Genomic DNA, 18,557 nt, shown 5'->3' on the forward strand with positions numbered 1-18,557 from the left:
GCCCTACTCGGCGTCGGGCGGCACGACGCCCTTGCGAAAGGCGAAGCAGCCATAGAAGCGGCGCTCGCCGGTCTGGATGACGCAATAGGCTTTCTTGGCGCGCTCGTAGAAGGCATAGCGCTCGACCGAGATCATCGGCCAGGCCTTGCCTTCCGCCTTGTCGATCTCCTTCTGCACCTCTTTTTGCACCGGCGGGATCTCCTCCGGCTTGCCGACGATCTCCATGCGCGCGGCCGCATCGTCGACGAAAGTGTCCAGCGGATAGAGCGACAGCACCGCCTTGACCACATCGGCCGCCGAGGCGTCGATGTGCAGCAGCTTGCCGAGCACGGTCTGCTTTGCCACCGAATCGGCGGGGAAATTGGTGTCGGCGATGACCAGATCGTCGCCGTGTCCCATTGCCCTGAGCGCCTGGAGCACATCGGCATTGAGCAATGGGTTGATCCCTTTGAGCATGGCAGTCCTCGTCAAACAGGTTTGGTCAAAGTCGATTGGAAATCAGAGCCGGTTGCCGGTCTCGGCGTCGAAGAGATGGACCTGGTCGAGGCGCGGCTTGAGATTGAGCGTGTCGCCGGGCTTGAAGTCGTGGCGCTCGCGAAACAGCGCCACCATCTCGCCCTCGCCGAAACGCACGAAGACCAGCGTTTCGGAACCGGTCGGCTCGACCACCGAGATCTTTGCTGGCACGCCGTCGGCATGGATTTCGAGATGCTCGGGCCGCACGCCATAGACCACGGCCTGGCCCTCCTTGGCGGCGCTGCCGGCCGCGATCGGGAACAGCGTGCCCGCTACCTCGACCTTGTCGCCCTTGCGCACCACGCCCTTGAGCAGGTTCATCGACGGCGAGCCGATGAAGCCGGCGACAAACAGATTGGCCGGCCGGTCGAACAATTCCAATGGCGCGCCGACTTGCTCGATGCGGCCGTCGCGCATGACGACGATCTTGTCGGCCATGGTCATGGCCTCGATCTGATCGTGGGTGACGTAGATGGTGGTGGTCTTCAGCCGCTGGTGCAGTTCCTTGATCTCGGTGCGCATCTGCACGCGCAGCTTGGCGTCGAGATTGGAGAGCGGCTCATCGAACAGGAAGACCTGCGGGTTGCGCACGATGGCGCGGCCCATGGCGACTCGCTGGCGCTGGCCGCCGGAGAGCTGGCGCGGATAGCGTTTCAGGTACGGATTGAGGTCGAGAATGTCGGCGGCGCGCTTGACCCGCTCGGCGACCACGGCCGGATCGGTCTTGCGCAGCTTCAGCGCAAACGCCATGTTCTGCTCCACCGTCTTGTGCGGATAGAGCGCGTAGTTCTGGAACACCATGGCGATGTCGCGCTTGGCCGGCGGCAGATTGTTGACGATGCGCTCGCCAATGGCGATCGTGCCGCCGGAGACGGTCTCCAGCCCGGCCACCATCCTGAGCAGCGTGGACTTGCCGCAGCCCGACGGGCCGACCAGCACCACGAACTGGCCATCGGCGATGTCGACGCTGACCTCGTGCAGGACCTTGACGGTTCCGAACGCCTTGGCCACATTGCTGATCGCGACTTGAGCCATCGTCCCCCCTTTTCTCGCGGTGAAGCTAGCCATTGCCAACGGCAAGGGCAAGTCGGTATGTTATCGATAAAAAGCCATTCGTGTTGACAAGGTAATCGATTACGCAAATATTAGCTGTTGCCAATCCGGCAGTCGGATTTTTATCCGAAAATCGGAGCTCCAGGCGACGCAGGGTGGGGTCCCACGTCCCCGTATGATAAAGGAGAACCGCCGACGTTTCGGCGTCGGAGGGATTGGCATTTCAATTCACGACTGTTGTTCTGGGAGGAATAGATGAGAGTCGGTCTTTACGAAAAACTCGTCCGCGCGGGTGCCACCCGGCGTGACATACTCAAGGGCGCGGCCTCAATGGCCGCGATCGCCGCCGCATCGGGCGCTGGGCTCGGCGCTTTCACCCGCCCGGCTGAAGCCGCCAGCGAGCTACGCTCCAAAATTCTGCAGATCCCCGGCGTCGGCAAGGGTCAGCCGACGGATGCCGATTTCCAGAAGGTCGGCGAACTCTGCCTGGAAGCCACCAAGGCCAACGTCAAGGAAGGCGAATTCGCCGGCGTCGAGCTCACCTTCATGGGCCTCAACAACCAGAACCTGCACAATGTGCTGTTCCGCGGCTTCCTGAAGCCGTGGGAGGCCTATACCGGCGCCAAGATCAGCTGGATCGACCTGGCGCAGGCCGACTACAATGCCCGCCTGCAGCAGTCGATCGCCACCGGCACCGTCGACTTCGACATCATCGAGATGGGCGCGCCCTTCGAAGGCGATGTCTGCGGCAAGGGCCTGACCTCCGAGATGCCCGACTGGGTCAAAGAGCAGATCGACATGAAGGATGTCGTGGCCTACCTGCAGCCGCCAGTCGGCACCTGGGACGGCAAGCAGTACCGGATCACCGTCGATGGCGATGCGCACAACTTCAACTACCGCACCGACGTTTTTGCCGATGCCGACCTCGCCAAGGCGTGGAAGGACGGCGGTGCGACCACCGAATGGGGTGTGCCGAAGACCTGGCAGGAAGTCCAGGCCGTCACAAAATTCCTCAAGGGCAAGAAGTTCAAGGACCAGGACGTCTTCGGCTATCTCGATGCGCCCAAGGCCTGGGGCGGTTTCGGCTTCTACTTCCTCGGCAGCCGCGCCACCGCCTATGCCAAGCATCCCGACGACAAGGCCTGGCTGTTCGATGCCGACACGATGAAGCCGCGCATCAACAATCCGGCCTGGGTGCGCGCCATCCAGGACGTCATCGACGCGCTGCCGTCGGAGCCCGCCGACCAGATCAACGCCGACCCGAACACGACAGCCTTCCAGCAGTTCCTGGCCGGCACCGGTTCAATGGTCACCTGGTGGGGCGACGTCGGCTCCAACGTCAAGACCAACGATAGCTCGGTCATCGGCGACGTCACCGGCTTCTCGATCCTGCCGGGATCCGACGACGTCTACAATGCCAAGACCGGCGCCTGGGACAAACTCGCCAGCGGCCCGAACTATGCGCCAAACTGTGCCTATCTCGGCTGGGGCGTCTATGTCATGGCCCGCGTCGATACGGACGAAAAGAAGAAAAAAGCGGCATGGTCGGCCGCCGCTCATCTCGGCGGCAAGGACCTGTCAATCTGGACGGCGATGTATCCGTCCGGCTTCCAGCCCTACCGCAACTCGCATTTCGACATTCCCGAATGGGTGGCGGCAGGCTACGACGAGGCGTTCATCACCTCGTATCTGAAGTCGGAAGCCGACAGCTACAACCATCCGAACGCGGCGATCGAACCGCGCATCCCCGGCATCTTCCAGTACTATTCGGCTGCCGAGGACATTCTGGCCAACACATTCGCCGGCAAGATGAAGGCGCAGGAAGGCGCCGACGCCATTGCCGCGGCCTGGGAGAAGCTGACCGACCAGATCGGCCGCGAAAACCAGATCAAGCTCTACAAGGCCTCGCTCGGCGTGTAGGCTGATCCTATCGTGACAACAGGTCCGGCGGTGCAAGCCGCCGGACCTGACCGGCTCGGGCCGGTCGCAGGCTTGATTTTTTAAACGGACGGGGACGCGTGGCTGACCAGACCACCAATGTATGGCCGGCCAACGCCGGCCCAGCCGATCTGATCTCGCCGGCCCGCAAGCGGGCGGGTTTTGCCCTGATGGCGGCCGCCACGCTTGGCCTGCTGGCGGTGATCGCGTTTGAGATCCTCTACAAGAACGAGATCACCACGCTCGGCTTCGAGACCTGGCGTCCGATCGTCTACGCCTATGTTCTGTGGGGCGTGACGCTTGGCATCGGCCAGGTGCTGACGCGCGGCGAGGACGGCCAGCGCGCGCTGTTCCTGCTGCCGGCGCTGCTGTTCACCATCGCCATGGTGATCTTCCCGACGCTGTTCGGCTTCTATATCGCGCTGACCGACTGGAACCTGTCGTCCTTTTCCGGCCGCAAGTTCAACGGGCTCGACAATTTCTGGCAGATGCTGGCCGATCCCTACTACCGCAACGCGCTGTTCAACATGGTGCTTTATGTGCTCGCCGTGCTGGTTGAGTATGTGATTGCCTTCGGCCTGGCGCTGCTGCTCAACGCGCAGATCCGGGCGCGCAAATTCTTCCGAGTCGTCTTCCTGATGCCGCTGATGCTGTCGCCGGTCGCGGTGTCGTGGATGATCGGCAAATCGCTGATGGAGTACCGTTTCGGGCCGGCGGCGACGCTGGCGCGCCATTTCGGCTGGGAAAACCCCGCCTTCTTCTCCAACCCGATCACCGCCCGCATCTCGATCATGGTGCTCGACGCCTGGACCTTCATCCCGTTCATGATGATCATGCTGCTTGCCGGCCTGCAGGCGATGTCGCGCGACGTGCTGGAAGCGGCGCGCGTCGATGGCGCCACGCCCTGGCAGACTTTCTGGCAGGTCACCTTCCCGCTGATGCTGCCGGTGTCGGTCACGGCGGTGATCCTGCGCATCATCTTCAAGCTGAAGCTTGCCGACATCATCATTACCGTCACCTCCGGCGGCCCCGGCGGCGCCACGGATTCAGTGTCGAGCTTCATCTACCGCGAATACCGCGACCGTTCGAATGTCGGCTACGGCACCATGCTGGCGATGGCCTATCTCGTCATCATCGTCGTGTTCGTGACCTGGCTGTTGAAATTCGCCAATCGCTTCGTGCGCAACGTGAACTGACGAGGCACAATGAGCGTCCAGACCACCGACTATGCTGCCTCGGAAATCCGCTCACCGCTGGGTTTTCTGGCCAATCGCATCTTCATCTATGGCGCGCTGGCGTTCTGGGCCTTCATCTGCCTGTTCCCGATCTACTGGACCATCACCACCTCGTTCAAGACCGCGGTCGACGTCACGCAAGGACACCTCATCCCGTTCGTCGACTTCCAGCCGGACTGGAAGGGCTGGCGCTCGCTCGGCCTGTCGCCGGATTCGATCTTCCAGACCTCGACGGTGCGGGAGGAGTTTTTCAAGCGCTTCATGAATTCGGTCATCACCTCGGTCGGTGCGTCGAGCCTCGCCATCGTCATTGGCAGCCTCGCCGCCTATGGGCTGACCCGCTACCGCTATCAGTTCGCCTGGTTCAAGAACGAGGACATCTCCTTCTTCTTCCTGTCGCAGCTGATCCTACCGCCGGTGGTGCTGGCCCTGCCCTTCCTGGTGCTCTACCGCGAGGTCGGCCTGCTCGACACACGCATCGGCCTGATCCTGCTCTACACGCTGATGGTGCTGCCGATCGTCATCTGGATCATGCGCGACCAGTTCAACTCGATCCCGGTCGAGCTCGAGGAGGCAGCGCTGGTCGACGGCCTGTCGATCTGGGGCGCTTTTTTCCGCATCGTCATGCCGATTGCGCTGCCGGGCATGGTCGCCGCTTTCATCCTGGCGATGGTGCTGTGCTGGAACGAGTATTTTTTCGCCGCGCTGCTGACCTCGACCGACGCCAAGACCATCCCGGTCATGGTGGCGAGCCAGACCGGCTCGCAAGGCATCAACTGGTGGTCGATGGCGGCTCTTGCCACCGCCGCGATCGCACCGCTGGCGGTCATCGGGATTGCGCTTGAGCGGTATCTGATCATGGGCATGACGGCTGGGGCGGTGAAGTAGGCGAGAGGCAGCCCCCCATCGCTTCGTCATCCTAGGGCGAAGCAAGGAGCGAAGCGACGCGGCGCACACCCTAAGATAACGAAAATACGAAAGCCGCCCGACAGTCTCGTAGCTAGCGCCTCAGGATTTCCGTGAGATGATCCATGATCATCGCGACGCCCTTCTGCCCAAGCTCCGCCGAGGCGTCCTTGGCACTCGCCGTGTACCAGCTTGTATTGTCCGCAAAACGCCCGGCATCGACCGCTTCCGGACACAGCGCCAGCATCAGCGACGTCTCGCCGATGCCGGCATGATCGAACGGATACTTCCCGTTCATGGCAGCCGACATTAGCGGGTGCACCTGCACCCAGTTGAAGAAATTCTCGCCGGCGGCGTGCCCGGCATAATAATCGGCCATCCCGTCTGAGCCCCACCAGCCCTCGCCGCGCTGCTTCTCGAGGAAGCGGAAGATCGCCTGGCGGCCGGCGGCCTTGAAGGCGAGATCGGTCGGCATGCCGGCGGCAAAGTTCTCGGTCTGGTGGTGGATGATGGCGTTGATGTTACGAAAGCCGATGCGCAGCAGGCTGTAGAACAATTCTTCGGCGAACGGCGCCAGCTGGTTGCCGCCGACCTGCACCGAGCCGTTGCCTTCGGGTGCTGCCACCACATAGCTCGCCGCACCGTAGTAGAAAGCCGGCAGGATGACGATGTCGGCCTCCTTCTCGTAGAGCTCCAGCGTCTTGATGACGGCCAGCGTGTCCATGCCGACAGCCATGTGCTCGCCGTGATATTCGAGCACGCCGAGCGGGAGAGCGACCGGCCAGTTCTCGGCGATCGCCTTGCGGATCTGGTGCGGCAGCATCAGTTCGTAGCGCATGATCTATTCCATGTTGGTGTGGCGGGCGCGCATGGCCTCGGACGACTGGCCGGTCAGCGCCTTGAGCTTCAGCACCATGACCTCGAACAGCAGGAACAGCGCCCCTTCGAAGACCGAGCCCATCGGCAGCAGCGATGTCTTTTGCGGCCCCTGGTCGCGCGCCATGGTCTGCGCCGGGATAAGCAAGGTGAAGTCGGCAAGCGCGACCGCACTGCTGCCTGCCTCGGCGGTGAGCAAAAGCACGGTGGCGCCGGCCTTGCGGGCGACTTGCATCAAGGTGAGCACCGTCGTCGTCTCGCCCGGGCCGGAACTGACCAGGAAGACATCGGCTGCGCCAAGCGGTGGCGTGTTCATGTCGCCGACCACCGACACCTCAAGCCCGAGGTGATAGAGGCGCATGGCGAAACCCTTGAGCTGCAAGGCCTCGCGGCCGCAGCCATAGACGACGATCTTTTGCGCGCGGGCCAGGGTTTCGCAGGCGGTGTCGATGCCGGCTTCGTCGACGCGCGCCAGTACGGCGCCCAGCTCTTGCAGGGCGGTCGAAAACATATCCGAGCCGGCATTCGTCATGAGAGTCCCATCTGTCCGGCTGGGTTTGTGGCCGGTGATTTCGGTTGCGCGCTTTCGGAGAAAGGCTTGTTTTTGTTCATGCTATCACCGCGAAAATGCCTGTCCAACGGCCATGGCGGCTTTTGCTGAGCCAGCGGCGTGATAGTGTCATGTCAGACAAATCAATCCAGGAAATCAGCACGACATGAAGACACGGCATTTCGACCGCATCGGCAATGGCGGCCTCGACTTCACCGAGCTTGGCTTCGGCAGCGCGCCGCTCGGCAACCTTTACCGCGCCGTCCCTGACGCGGATGCCAACGCAACGCTGGAGGCGGCGTGGGCGACCGGCTGCCGTTACTACGACACCGCGCCGCTCTATGGCCTGGGTCTCGCCGAAACGCGGCTCAATGCTTTCCTGCGCGGCAAAAGCCGGGACGACTACGTGCTGTCGAGCAAGGTCGGCCGGCTGCTGCGCGCCTGCCCGCCGGAGGAGCGAACCGGCATCGGCAAGTTCTTCGACACACCGACGCGCAAGGAGGTCTACGACTACAGCTATGACGGCGTCATGCGCTCGTTCGAGGCGTCGCTGGAACGGCTTGGCGTCGACCGCATCGACATCCTTTTCGTCCATGACCTCGACATCTTCACCCATGGCAGCAAGGAGGCGTCAGACCAGCGCATCGAGGAATTCATGGCCTCGGGCTACAACGGACTGGTTGCGCTGCGCGACCAGGGCGTGATCAAGGCCTTCGGCGGCGGCATCAACGAATGGGAGGTTTGCCAGACGCTGGCGGAGCGTGGCGACTTCGACCTGTTCCTGCTGGCCGGGCGCTACACGCTGCTGGAACAGGAAGCGCTTGCCACCTTCCTGCCGCTCTGTGAGCAACGCGGCATCGGCATCGTTCTCGGCGGTCCTTACAATTCCGGCATCCTGGCGACCGGGCCGAAGCCAGGCGCCTATTACAATTACTCCGAGGCGCCAAGGGACATCATGGATCGCGTCGGGCGCATCGAGGCCGTCTGCGAGCGCCATGGCGTCAGGCTGATCGAGGCGGCGCTGCAGTTTCCGCTGCTGCACCCTTCCGTGGTGTCGGTCATCCCCGGCGGCCAGCGGCCGAGCGAAGTCGAAAGCAACCGCGCCCTGCTCGATGCCAAGCTGCCCGCGGCGCTGTGGGCGGACCTCAAGCAGGAAGGCCTGATGCGCGCGGATGCGCCGGTGGGCTGAAGGCGCGCCTCAGCGGGCTGACGGCTTGCCGCGATCGAGGCAAAAGAAAAGCCGGGCGAACCCGGCTTTCCAACATTCTCTGAAAAAATTTTTAGTTGACCGCGTCCTTGAGGCCTTTGCCGGCCGAGAACTTCGGCACGGTACGCGCCGGAATCTTCACTTCCGCGCCAGTCTGCGGGTTGCGGCCAGTCGATGCCGCACGCTTGGAGACGGTGAAATTTCCGAAGCCGACGAGCCGTACATCGCCGCCCTTCTTCAGTTCGCCAGTGATGACGGAGAACACCGCCTCAACCGCCGACTGTGCGTCACCCTTCGAAATGCTCGCGGATTCAGCGACAGCCGAAACCAGTTCGTTCTTGTTCATAAAAATTCCCTTCCATGAGAAAACCGGAACTTTCGACTCATCCGGCAGGAGAGGGACTTTAGAAAGAAGCGCTCGCAAACCCAAGTCAAAAAGCCGGAAATAAGTTGAAAAAAGCCCGGAAAAGGTGGGTTTTTCACATGAAAAAGCCGGGCTCAAGGCCCGGCTCTCTCTTTGTGCACTGCAACTTTAGTAGTTTCTAATGTGCAAGCGACTTTCCAGCATCGTCAACGGTATCGGTGGAAGCCGGCGGATTGACCGGCTCGACCCACTCGATCGGCTCCGGCATGCGCACCAGCGCGTGCCTCAGAACCTCGCCGACACGTGAGACCGGAATGATCTCCATACCGTTCTTCACATTGTCCGGAATCTCCGCCAGATCCTTGGCATTGTCTTCCGGGATCAGCACCTTCTTGATGCCGCCGCGCAATGCGGCGAGCAGCTTCTCCTTGAGGCCGCCGATCGGCAAGATGCGGCCGCGAAGCGTTATCTCGCCAGTCATCGCCACATCGGCCCGGACCGGAATCCCCGTCATGACAGACACGATGGCTGTCGCCATGGCAGCACCTGCAGACGGACCGTCCTTCGGCGTGGCGCCTTCGGGCAAGTGGACGTGGATGTCACGCTTGTCGAACAGCGGCGGCTCGATGCCGAAATCGATGGCCCGCGAGCGGACATAAGAGGCCGCCGCCGAGATCGATTCCTTCATCACGTCGCGCAGATTGCCGGTCACCGTCATGCGGCCCTTGCCGGGCATCATGACGCCTTCGACCGTCAGCAGCTCGCCGCCGACTTCCGTCCAGGCAAGACCGGTGACGACACCGACCTGATCGTCAGCCTCGACCTGGCCGAAGCGGAAGCGCGGAACACCGAGGTAATCGGCGAGGTTCGCCGCCGTGATGCTCACCGTCTTCTTCTTCGTCTTCAGGATCTCGGTCACCGCCTTGCGCCCGAGCTTCATCAGCTCGCGCTCCAGGCTTCTGACGCCCGCTTCACGGGTGTAGGTCTGGATGATGCCGCGGATCGCGTCTTCGCCGACGGAGAATTCCTTCGGCTGCAGGGCATGGTCGCGGATCACCTTGGGCATCAGGTGACGCTTGGCGATCTCGATCTTCTCGTCCTCGGTGTAGCCGGCGATGCGGATGATCTCCATGCGGTCCATCAGGGGCGCAGGGATGTTCAGCGTGTTCGCCGTCGTCACGAACATCACGCTCGACAGGTCGTATTCGACCTCGAGGTAATGGTCCATGAACGTCGAGTTCTGCTCGGGATCGAGCACCTCGAGCAAGGCCGATGACGGATCGCCGCGGAAGTCCTGGCCCATCTTGTCGATCTCGTCGAGCAGGAAGAGCGGGTTGGACTTCTTGGCCTTCTTCATCGACTGGATGACCTTGCCGGGCATCGAACCGATATAGGTGCGGCGGTGGCCACGGATCTCGGCCTCGTCACGCACGCCGCCAAGCGCCATGCGGATGAATTCGCGGCCGGTCGCCTTGGCGATCGATTTGCCGAGCGAGGTCTTGCCGACGCCGGGAGGGCCGACGAGGCACAGGATCGGCCCCTTCAGCTTCTTCTGGCGGCTTTGCACGGCGAGATACTCGACGATGCGGTCCTTGACCTTGTCGAGGCCGAAATGATCGGTGTCGAGCACGTTCTGCGCAAACGCCAGGTCCTGCTTGACCTTGGAGTTCTTGCCCCACGGGATCGACAGGATCCAGTCGAGGTAGTTGCGCACCACGGTCGATTCCGCCGACATCGGCGACATCGTCCGCAGCTTCTTCAACTCGGCTTCCGCCTTTTCGCGGGCCTCCTTGGAGAGCTTGGTCTTCTTGATGCGCGCCTCGATCTCGGCGGCCTCGTCGCGGCCGTCCTCGCCTTCGCCGAGCTCCTTCTGGATCGCCTTCATCTGCTCGTTGAGGTAGTATTCGCGCTGCGTCTTCTCCATCTGGCGCTTGACGCGCGAGCGGATGCGCTTCTCCACCTGCAGGACGGAGATTTCGGCCTCCATGAAGCCCATCGCCTTTTCCAGCCGTTCCTTGACGGACAGCGTGGCAAGCATCTCCTGCTTCTCGGGGATCTTGATGGCGAGGTGCGAAGCAACCGTATCGGCGAGCTTGGAATAGTCGTCGATCTGGCTGGCGGCGCCCACCACTTCAGGCGAGATCTTCTTGTTCAGCTTGACGTAGTTTTCGAAGTCGGTGACGACCGAACGGGCGAGCGCCTCGACCTCGACCTCTTCCTCCTCCGGCTCGACCAGCGCCGTGGCGGTAGCTTCGTGGAAGTCCGGACGGTCGGTGAACGAGACGATCTTGGCACGCGAAGCGCCTTCGACCAGCACCTTGACGGTGCCGTCGGGCAGCTTCAGCAATTGCAGCACATTGGCGAGCGTGCCGATGTCGAAGATCGCATCGGGCTCGGGATCGTCATCGGCGGCATTCATCTGGGTGGCAAGCAGGATCTGCTTTTCCTGACCCATAACCTCTTCCAGCGCCTTGATCGACTTTTCACGCCCGACAAAGAGCGGAACGATCATGTGCGGGAACACCACGATGTCGCGCAGTGGGAGGACTGCGAAGACGCCGTCGCTGGGAGCCTTGGATATTTTGGCCATTGTCCAACCTTTCATGTCGCGGCCGCTAATCGAGCCAACCGCGAATCTCATATTAACGACCGGGGATCGTTCCGCCTACCACCGTTTGTGACGGGAGTTTTACAGCACAGAATTCGGCACCTCGGCCTTCCAGTGTTAGTTGGATGCACGGTGGGCAAAGATCAAGGGTCAACACGGTCCGTTCATCCACTCCGTTACAAGGATCGGTACCTCACCACAGCAAAACGGCGCCCCGCGGGCGCCGTTCCATAAAAAGGTTAGGCCAGATGCCAGATCAGGCGCTGACGTTGCCCTTCTTTTCCTTCTGCTCGGAATAGATGTAGAGCGGCCGGGCGCTGCCGGTCACCACTTCTTCCGAAATCACCACTTCGCGCACGCCTTCCAGGGCGGGCAGTTCGAACATGGTGTCGAGCAGGATCGCTTCCATGATCGAGCGGAGGCCACGGGCGCCGGTCTTCCGCTCGATGGCGCGCTTGGCGATCGCCGACAGCGCATTCTCATGGAAGGTCAGGTCGACACTCTCCATCTCGAACAGCCGCTGATACTGCTTGACCAGCGCGTTTTTCGGCTCGGTCAGGATCTGGATCAGCGCTGGCTCGTCGAGGTCTTCCAGCGTCGCCAGGACCGGCAGACGGCCGACAAACTCGGGGATGAGGCCGAACTTCAAGAGATCCTCGGGCTCGACCAGGCGGAACACGTCACCGGTGCGGCGATCCTCGGGCGAAGCGACGATGGCGCCGAAGCCGATGGAAGTCTTCCTGCCGCGATCCGAGATGATCTTGTCCAGCCCGGCGAAGGCGCCGCCGCAGATGAACAGGATGTTGGCGGTGTCGACCTGCAGGAACTCCTGCTGCGGATGCTTGCGGCCGCCCTGCGGCGGCACGGAGGCAACGGTGCCTTCCATGATCTTCAGAAGCGCCTGCTGCACGCCCTCGCCCGACACGTCGCGGGTGATCGATGGGTTGTCGGACTTGCGCGAGATCTTGTCGATTTCATCGATGTAGACGATGCCGCGCTGGGCGCGCTCGACATTGTAGTCGGCCGACTGCAGCAACTTCAGGATGATGTTTTCGACGTCCTCGCCGACGTAACCGGCTTCGGTCAGCGTCGTCGCGTCGGCCATGGTGAAGGGCACGTCGATGATGCGGGCCAGCGTCTGGGCAAGCAGCGTCTTGCCGCAGCCGGTCGGGCCGATCAGCAGGATGTTGGACTTCGCCAATTCGACGTCGTTGTTCTTGCCGGCATGCGCGAGGCGCTTGTAGTGGTTGTGGACAGCCACCGACAGCACGCGCTTGGCGTAGGGCTGGCCGATGACATAGTCGTCGAGAACCTTCAGGATCTCCTGCGGGGTCGGCACGCCCTCGCGCGACTTCACCATCGAGGTCTTGTTCTCCTCGCGGATGATGTCCATGCACAACTCGACGCACTCGTCGCAGATGAACACCGTTGGGCCGGCGATCAGCTTGCGCACCTCATGCTGGCTTTTGCCGCAAAACGAGCAATAAAGCGTGTTCTTCGAATCACCGCTGTTGTTGCCGACTTTGCTCATTTTCCTGTCCTTTCATGGCCGCCCGCCGATGGTCTGGCTGAAAGGGCGCATATTCTATCTATCGCGGGAATTCGCCGCCGCCAGTGTCCCGGCTCCCGCAACGCATTCCGTACGAAACACAAATCAGAAAACGTCGCAATGATTCGCGCCAACCCTGCACAAAGCTAAGCCGTCGAAAATCAACATAGCCTTAACGTAGGCAATCCCATCCACCGAGGGAACAGCCAATTGTGGCCGAAATGCCGCAAATCCCAGCAAAAGCGCGTTATCCCGCCATCCAACTGCCATGCAGCGCTTATGCCGCAGCGCCTTCGACCGGCTCGCGCGACGAAATGACCTTGTCGATGAGGCCGAAATCCTTGGCTTCGTCGGCGGTCATGAAATGGTCGCGGTCAAGCGTCTTTTCAATGTCTTCGTAGCTCTTGCCGGTGTGTTTGACGTAGACCTCGTTGAGGCGGCGCTTCAGCTTGATGATGTCCTGCGCGTGCCGCTCGATGTCGGAGGCCTGGCCCTGGAAACCGCCGGAAGGCTGGTGAACCATGATACGGGCGTTCGGCGTGGCAAAACGCATGTCCTTGTGGCCGGCGGTCAGAAGCAGCGAGCCCATCGACGCCGCCTGGCCGATGCACAGCGTCGACACTGCCGGCTTGATGAACTGCATGGTGTCGTAGATCGCCATGCCCGAGGTCACCACGCCGCCCGGCGAGTTGATGTAGAGATTGATCTCTTTCTTCGGGTTCTCGGCCTCGAGGAACAAAAGCTGTGCACAAACCAGCGTCGCCATACCGTCTTCGACCGGGCCGGTGATGAAAATGATGCGCTCTTTCAGCAGGCGCGAGAAAATGTCGTAGGCCCGCTCGCCGCGATTGGTCTGCTCGACCACCATCGGAACGAGGTTCATGTAGGTTTCGACGGGGTTCTTCATGGACTACCCTTTTTGGAGATGGGGATTCCGGCGCCGGGAAATCGGGCAGAATCGGTTCTTGATGGTTAGAATGTAAATAGGATGCCGGCTCACCCTAGCGCAAGGCCGCCTCTCCTAGCCATCTGGTTAAGTCGAATCAAGGTTTCCGCGCAAGGGAAAGTCCGAACGCGGCCAGCGGCGTTTTTGCGGTGTAGCAATTCCTTAACCGCGTCGCTTAACGAAATGCGGCGAAACCGCTTTCCCCCGGAGAACCTTCCCCTACAGTTCAACGTTGAACCTCACCTTCTCGCGTTCAAACAGGGGGAGTGCCATGATCAGGAAAACTGTTTGCCTCGCCATTTCCGGCCTTGCCGGTCTCGGCATCGTGTCCGATGCGGTTGCCGGCGGCCGGGCCGCCGAATGCTATGAGCCGGTGCACAGGCCGGCGCTCTATGACACCGTCTATGAAGACGTCATGGTCAGTCCCGGCGGGCAGCTGGTCGACTATGATCCGCCGATCTATGGCACCATGGAGCGCGTCGAGCAGATCGCGCCGCCCCGAGTCACCTATGACATCGTACCGGCGAGAACCCGCACCGTTTACCGCACGGTCCAGGTCGACGATGGCGGCTATGCCTGGGAATGGCGCGTCATCCACGGCCGCAAGGTGCTGTGCAAGGTGTGGCGCAAGGCCCGCTACGCGCGTGTGGCCGAAACGGTGGTGGTTGAACCGGAGCGCACCCGCCGGGTTGTGCTGCCGGCCGAATATGAGAGCGTCGCCCATGAAGTGCTGGTGCGGCCCGAGCGGCGGCACGTCACCCAGATAGCGCCGTCATACCAGAGGATGGCGCGCCGGGTGGTGGTGCAGGAAGGCTCGACCAGCTGGCGCCGCGTGCATATTGCCAGGCATTGCGAGGATTAGACTTCGGTACTTCGCCGAGGTCCGCCTCGGTTGGCTCAATCCATAGGGCCGTCGGGTGCCAACATCCGGTCTGGCACCAAGCCGGCAAGCCGCGGTAATGGTCTGGCATGACCACATCCATGCCGCCCTACCTCGCCTTTGATCCAGCCACGCGCCGCCTGCGGCTCGATCCGCACGAACCGGCGTTTTTCCAGAACCCCTACGACGCCTATGCCGTCCTGCATGGCGCATCGAATGCCTTCTTCTGGGAGGAATTCGGCTTCTGGTGCTTTGGCGGCTTCGACGACGTCAACCGGCTGTTGCGCGACCGCCGCTTCGGCCGCCAGAACCCGGCCGGCATTCCCGACAGCCGCGGCATCGGCGAGGATCGCTCGCATTTGGCCGCTTTCGACGGCATCGAGAGCAATTCGATGCTGGAGCTGGAGCCGCCGGTGCACACCAGGCTCAGAACCCTGGTCAACCGCGCCTTCGTCTCGCGCCAGGTCGAGCGGCTGCGGCCGCGCGTGGAGGCGCTGGCCAATGAGCTGATCGACCGTTTCGAGCCGCGCCAGGTCGATCTATTGCCCAGCTTCGCCGCACCTTTGCCGATCACCATCATTGCCGAAATGCTCGGTGTGCCGGTCGAAATGGGGCCGCAACTGCTCGACTGGTCGCACCGGATGGTGGCCATGTACATGCATGGCCGGACGCGCGAGACCGAGGAAGCGGCCAATCGCGCCGCGCGCGATTTTTCCGACTTTTTGCGCGGCTATGTCACCGAGCGGCGCAAGAAGCCTGGCGACGACCTGCTGTCGCTGCTGATCGCGGCGCAGGAGGATGGCCAGAAGCTGTCGGAAGACGAGTTGGTCTCGTCCGCCATCCTGTTGCTCAATGCCGGCCACGAGGCGACCGTCCATCAAACCGGCAACGCCGTGCGCACGCTGCTGGCGCAAGGCGGCGACCCCGGCCGTTTCTTCACCTCGCCGGAAGCAACCGCTGCGACGGTCGAGGAGTGCCTGCGCTTCGACGCGCCGCTGCACATGTTCACCCGCTACGCCTACGAGGAGGTCGAGGTGACATCCGGGGTTGTCGTACAGCCGGGCGAGACGATCGGCCTGCTGCTCGGCATGGCCAATCATGATCCGCTTGCCTTTGCCGAACCTGGCGCCTTCCGGCCCGGCCGACCAGACCAGAAGAATGTCTCGTTCGGCGCCGGTATCCATTTCTGCATCGGTGCGCCGCTGGCGCGGCTGGAGTTGCAGGTGTCGCTGAAAACCCTGTTCGAGCGGCAGCCGCAACTCCATCTTGCGGAGGAGCCGCGCTTCCGCGACACCTATCATTTCCATGGGCTGGAAAAGCTCATTGTGAGCTTGTGAGGACGGCGGAGCCGACGCATGCCCGAGAAAATGAGATTCGCCTTTCTACAGGAACCACCCTTCTGCTTTATCGACGGATCGGCACGTCTGGGCGGCAGCGATGCCCAACTGGCCACGAGGGTCTGCCTGACGCTCGGGCTGGAACTTTTGCCCATCGAGACCGAGTTTGCCGAGCTGCTGCCTGGGCTTGCCGAACATCGGTGGGACATAACCACCGGCCTGTTCATTTCCGACGGCCGCCGGAAGCTGGTCGACTTCACAAGGCCGATCTGGATGCTGGCGGATGGATTGCTGGTCGCGAAAGACAATCCCCGCGCCTTCGATGGCTATCGGTCCGTCGCCAATGATCGGACGGCGCTGATCGGCGTCATATCCGGCCAGATCCAGCACCGGACGGCCCTGCAAAACGCTATTCAGCCCGAACGGCTAAGGATATTTGCCACTCAGGCCGAAGCAGCTAACGCCGTCGCGGCCGGCGTGGTGCATGCCTATGCGAGTGTAGCGCTCGCGCATCGCGGCTATCTGAGCCGGCGACCCGACGCGCCTCTCGACGTCGTCGACGTCCCGGCAGTCGAAAAACAGCCAGCGCCCGGCGCTTTCGCTCTCGCCAAAGGCACTGCCACCCTGCTCCAGCGCATCGATTTATGTCTCAGTGATTTGCTTGGAAGTCCCTGGCACAGGGAGATGATGAGCGGATACGGCTTTTCCGACACTGACATCGATCGGCTTTTGTGAAGTCCAAGCGCGACCGAGCGTCAGAGCTTGATCACATACTCCTTGCGGGTCGTTTCAAGCACTTCCCAGCTGCCCCTGAAGCCTGGCCTGAGCACGAAGCTGTCGCCGGCGCGCACCGTGCGGGCCTCGCCACCGTCCTCGGCAACCACCGAGACGCCGGACAGGATGTGGCAGAACTCCCATTCGTCATATTCGATGCGCCATTTGCCCGGCGTCGCTTCCCAGATGCCGGCATAAAGGCGGCCATCGCGCTCCTCGACATTCCAGGTGCGGAACTTCGGATCGCCCGCAATCAGACGATCCGGCGCCGGGGCGCCATGTTCGGCGTCGACGCTGTCGGTCAATATGGCCAGGTAATGCGCGGACAGGGTTTGCCTCCAACAGATTAGTGACTAGTGAGTAGTGCAGTGAGTAGTGAGTAGTGAGTAGTGAACGGAAAGCGCTCCCTCGAGCGGGTGGCTGATCACTAATCACTGCTAACTAGTGAATACCGACTACTACTCACTACTCACTACTCACTAAAAAAATCAAACCTTGGCCAAAGCCTGTTCCAGATCGGCGACGATGTCGTTGACATCCTCGATGCCAACCGACAGCCGGACCGTGTCCGGTCCCGCACCCGCCTTGACCTTCTGCTCGTCGGAAAGCTGGCGATGCGTGGTCGATGCCGGATGGATGACCAGCGACTTGGTGTCGCCGACATTGGCGAGGTGCGAGAACAGTTCGAGCGCCTCGACGAACTTGATGCCGGCCTCGTAGCCGCCCTTCAGGCCGAAGGTGAAGACAGCACCGGCGCCTTGCGGCGAGTATTTCTTCTGCAGCGCGTTGTTCTTGTCGCTGGGCAGGCCGGGATAGTTGACCCAGGCGACCTTGGGGTGGTTGGACAGCCAGCCGGCGACGGTGACCGCATTATCGCAATGGCGCTGCATCCTGAGCGGCAAGGTCTCCAGCCCGGTCAGGATCAGGAAGGCATTGAACGGCGAAATTGCCGGGCCGATGTCGCGCAGGCCGAGCACGCGCGCGGCGATGGCGAAGGCGAAATTGCCGAAGGTTTCGTGCAGGACAAGCCCGCCATATTCGGGGCGCGGCTCCGACAGCATCGGATATTTGCCGGATTTCGACCAGTCGAACGTGCCGCCATCGACGATGGCGCCGCCGATCGAATTGCCGTGGCCGCCGATGAACTTGGTCAGCGAATGGACGACGATGTCGGCGCCATGCTCGATCGGCCGCACCAGATAGGGCGAGGCCAGTGTGTTGTCGACGATGAGCGGCAAGCCGTGCTTGCGGGCGATGTCGCCGATCTTCTCGATGTCGACGAAGGTGCCGCCGGGATTGGCCAGGCTCTCGATGAAGATCGCCTTGGTCTTATCGTCGATCTGGCTTTCGAAAGTGGAGATGTCGTTGGTGTCGGCCCAACGCACCTCCCAGCCGAAATTCTTGAAGGCATGGCCGAACTGATTGATCGAACCACCGTAAAGCCTTGTGGCGGCGACGAAATTATCGCCAGGCCGCATGAGATTGTGGAACACGATCACCTGTGCGGCATGGCCGGAAGCAACGGCAAGTGCAGCCGTGCCGCCTTCGAGCGCCGCGATCCGCTCTTCCAGCACCGCCTGGGTCGGGTTCATGATGCGGGTGTAGATGTTGCCGAAGGCCTTCAGCCCGAACAGCGAGGCGGCATGGTCGGCATCGTCGAACACAAAGGAGGTCGTCTGGTAGATCGGCGTGGCGCGTGCGCCCGTTGCCGGGTCGGGCTTGGCGCCGGCATGGACGGCGAGCGTGTTGAAACCGGGCGTGCGGGTCATCGAAAACCTCCCTGAGCGGTAAACGTGTGAATGGTGAAATGATGAATGG

Annotated in this window: 17 protein-coding genes; 7 read left to right on the plus strand and 10 right to left on the minus strand. The window is 62.0% G+C overall.

Annotated elements, in window-relative coordinates:
* Nucleotides 1-3 precede the first annotated feature (3 nt).
* Both NLY33_RS22925 and NLY33_RS22930 read right to left on the minus strand, forming a co-directional pair.
* Nucleotides 4-456 (minus strand): RbsD/FucU family protein, encoded by a 453-nt coding sequence (locus NLY33_RS22925; protein ID WP_023705029.1) that lies wholly within the window; start codon nucleotides 454-456, stop codon nucleotides 4-6.
* Nucleotides 457-498: 42 nt separating this feature from the next.
* Entirely contained in the window at nucleotides 499-1,551 is a 1,053-nt protein-coding gene (locus NLY33_RS22930; protein ID WP_023705030.1) for an ABC transporter ATP-binding protein, read from the minus strand.
* Nucleotides 1,552-1,824: 273 nt separating this feature from the next.
* Here NLY33_RS22930 and NLY33_RS22935 point away from each other — a divergent pair, with 273 nt between their 5' ends.
* From NLY33_RS22935 to NLY33_RS22945, 3 genes are all read left to right on the plus strand, one after another.
* Nucleotides 1,825-3,489, plus strand: coding sequence for an ABC transporter substrate-binding protein (locus NLY33_RS22935; RefSeq protein WP_023705031.1), 1,665 nt, complete (start codon nucleotides 1,825-1,827; stop codon nucleotides 3,487-3,489).
* Nucleotides 3,490-3,587: 98 nt separating this feature from the next.
* On the plus strand, nucleotides 3,588-4,703 hold the full coding sequence (locus NLY33_RS22940) for a carbohydrate ABC transporter permease (RefSeq protein WP_023705032.1): 1,116 nt from the start codon (nucleotides 3,588-3,590) through the stop codon (nucleotides 4,701-4,703).
* Between the two features lie 9 nt (nucleotides 4,704-4,712).
* Nucleotides 4,713-5,630 carry a carbohydrate ABC transporter permease gene (locus NLY33_RS22945; RefSeq protein WP_023669427.1) on the plus strand — a complete coding sequence of 306 codons (918 nt, stop codon included), beginning with the start codon at nucleotides 4,713-4,715 and terminating at the stop codon, nucleotides 5,628-5,630.
* A 112-nt stretch (nucleotides 5,631-5,742) separates the two neighbouring features.
* Here the strand turns inward: NLY33_RS22945 and NLY33_RS22950 are convergent, their stop codons facing one another.
* Together NLY33_RS22950 and NLY33_RS22955 are read right to left on the minus strand one after the other, a co-directional pair.
* Nucleotides 5,743-6,486, minus strand: a complete 744-nt coding sequence (locus NLY33_RS22950; protein WP_023705033.1) for a creatininase family protein — start codon at nucleotides 6,484-6,486, stop codon at nucleotides 5,743-5,745.
* Nucleotides 6,487-6,489: 3 nt separating this feature from the next.
* Nucleotides 6,490-7,056, minus strand: a complete 567-nt coding sequence (locus tag NLY33_RS22955) for an SIS domain-containing protein (RefSeq protein WP_023669425.1) — start codon at nucleotides 7,054-7,056, stop codon at nucleotides 6,490-6,492.
* Nucleotides 7,057-7,240: 184 nt separating this feature from the next.
* Between NLY33_RS22955 and NLY33_RS22960 the strand changes: the two genes are divergently transcribed.
* The gene (locus NLY33_RS22960; protein WP_023705034.1) at nucleotides 7,241-8,263 is read left to right on the plus strand and encodes an aldo/keto reductase; all 1,023 of its coding nucleotides are present in this window, start codon (nucleotides 7,241-7,243) and stop codon (nucleotides 8,261-8,263) included.
* A 91-nt stretch (nucleotides 8,264-8,354) separates the two neighbouring features.
* On the opposite strand, the gene NLY33_RS22965 is transcribed toward NLY33_RS22960, so the two are convergent.
* The 4 genes from NLY33_RS22965 to clpP form a co-directional block, all read right to left on the minus strand.
* A complete protein-coding gene (locus NLY33_RS22965; protein WP_023669423.1) occupies nucleotides 8,355-8,627 on the minus strand; it encodes an HU family DNA-binding protein in 273 nt (90 codons plus the stop codon).
* Nucleotides 8,628-8,823: 196 nt separating this feature from the next.
* Nucleotides 8,824-11,235 (minus strand): endopeptidase La, encoded by a 2,412-nt coding sequence (lon, locus tag NLY33_RS22970; protein WP_023682304.1) that lies wholly within the window; start codon nucleotides 11,233-11,235, stop codon nucleotides 8,824-8,826.
* Between the two features lie 274 nt (nucleotides 11,236-11,509).
* Nucleotides 11,510-12,784 (minus strand): ATP-dependent Clp protease ATP-binding subunit ClpX, encoded by a 1,275-nt coding sequence (clpX, locus tag NLY33_RS22975; protein ID WP_023682305.1) that lies wholly within the window; start codon nucleotides 12,782-12,784, stop codon nucleotides 11,510-11,512.
* 295 nt (nucleotides 12,785-13,079) lie between these two features.
* A complete protein-coding gene (gene clpP / locus NLY33_RS22980; RefSeq protein WP_023682306.1) occupies nucleotides 13,080-13,709 on the minus strand; it encodes an ATP-dependent Clp endopeptidase proteolytic subunit ClpP in 630 nt (209 codons plus the stop codon).
* A 310-nt stretch (nucleotides 13,710-14,019) separates the two neighbouring features.
* On the opposite strand from clpP, the gene NLY33_RS22985 reads away from it, so the two are divergent.
* From NLY33_RS22985 to NLY33_RS22995, 3 genes are all read left to right on the plus strand, one after another.
* Nucleotides 14,020-14,610, plus strand: coding sequence for a hypothetical protein (locus NLY33_RS22985; RefSeq protein WP_023705035.1), 591 nt, complete (start codon nucleotides 14,020-14,022; stop codon nucleotides 14,608-14,610).
* 107 nt (nucleotides 14,611-14,717) lie between these two features.
* Nucleotides 14,718-15,965: a cytochrome P450 gene (locus NLY33_RS22990; protein WP_023708655.1), complete on the plus strand. Its 1,248-nt coding sequence runs from the start codon at nucleotides 14,718-14,720 to the stop codon at nucleotides 15,963-15,965.
* Nucleotides 15,966-15,983: 18 nt separating this feature from the next.
* Entirely contained in the window at nucleotides 15,984-16,700 is a 717-nt protein-coding gene (locus NLY33_RS22995; RefSeq protein ID WP_023705037.1) for a transporter substrate-binding domain-containing protein, read from the plus strand.
* Between the two features lie 20 nt (nucleotides 16,701-16,720).
* On the opposite strand, the gene NLY33_RS23000 is transcribed toward NLY33_RS22995, so the two are convergent.
* Together NLY33_RS23000 and NLY33_RS23005 are read right to left on the minus strand one after the other, a co-directional pair.
* A complete protein-coding gene (locus NLY33_RS23000) occupies nucleotides 16,721-17,047 on the minus strand; it encodes a cupin domain-containing protein (protein WP_444849045.1) in 327 nt (108 codons plus the stop codon).
* A 180-nt stretch (nucleotides 17,048-17,227) separates the two neighbouring features.
* Nucleotides 17,228-18,508 (minus strand): O-acetylhomoserine aminocarboxypropyltransferase, encoded by a 1,281-nt coding sequence (locus tag NLY33_RS23005; RefSeq protein WP_023708656.1) that lies wholly within the window; start codon nucleotides 18,506-18,508, stop codon nucleotides 17,228-17,230.
* Nucleotides 18,509-18,557: the final 49 nt, after the last annotated feature.

This window comes from Mesorhizobium sp. C432A, assembly GCF_030323145.1.
Taxonomy (GTDB): Bacteria; Pseudomonadota; Alphaproteobacteria; order Rhizobiales; family Rhizobiaceae; genus Mesorhizobium.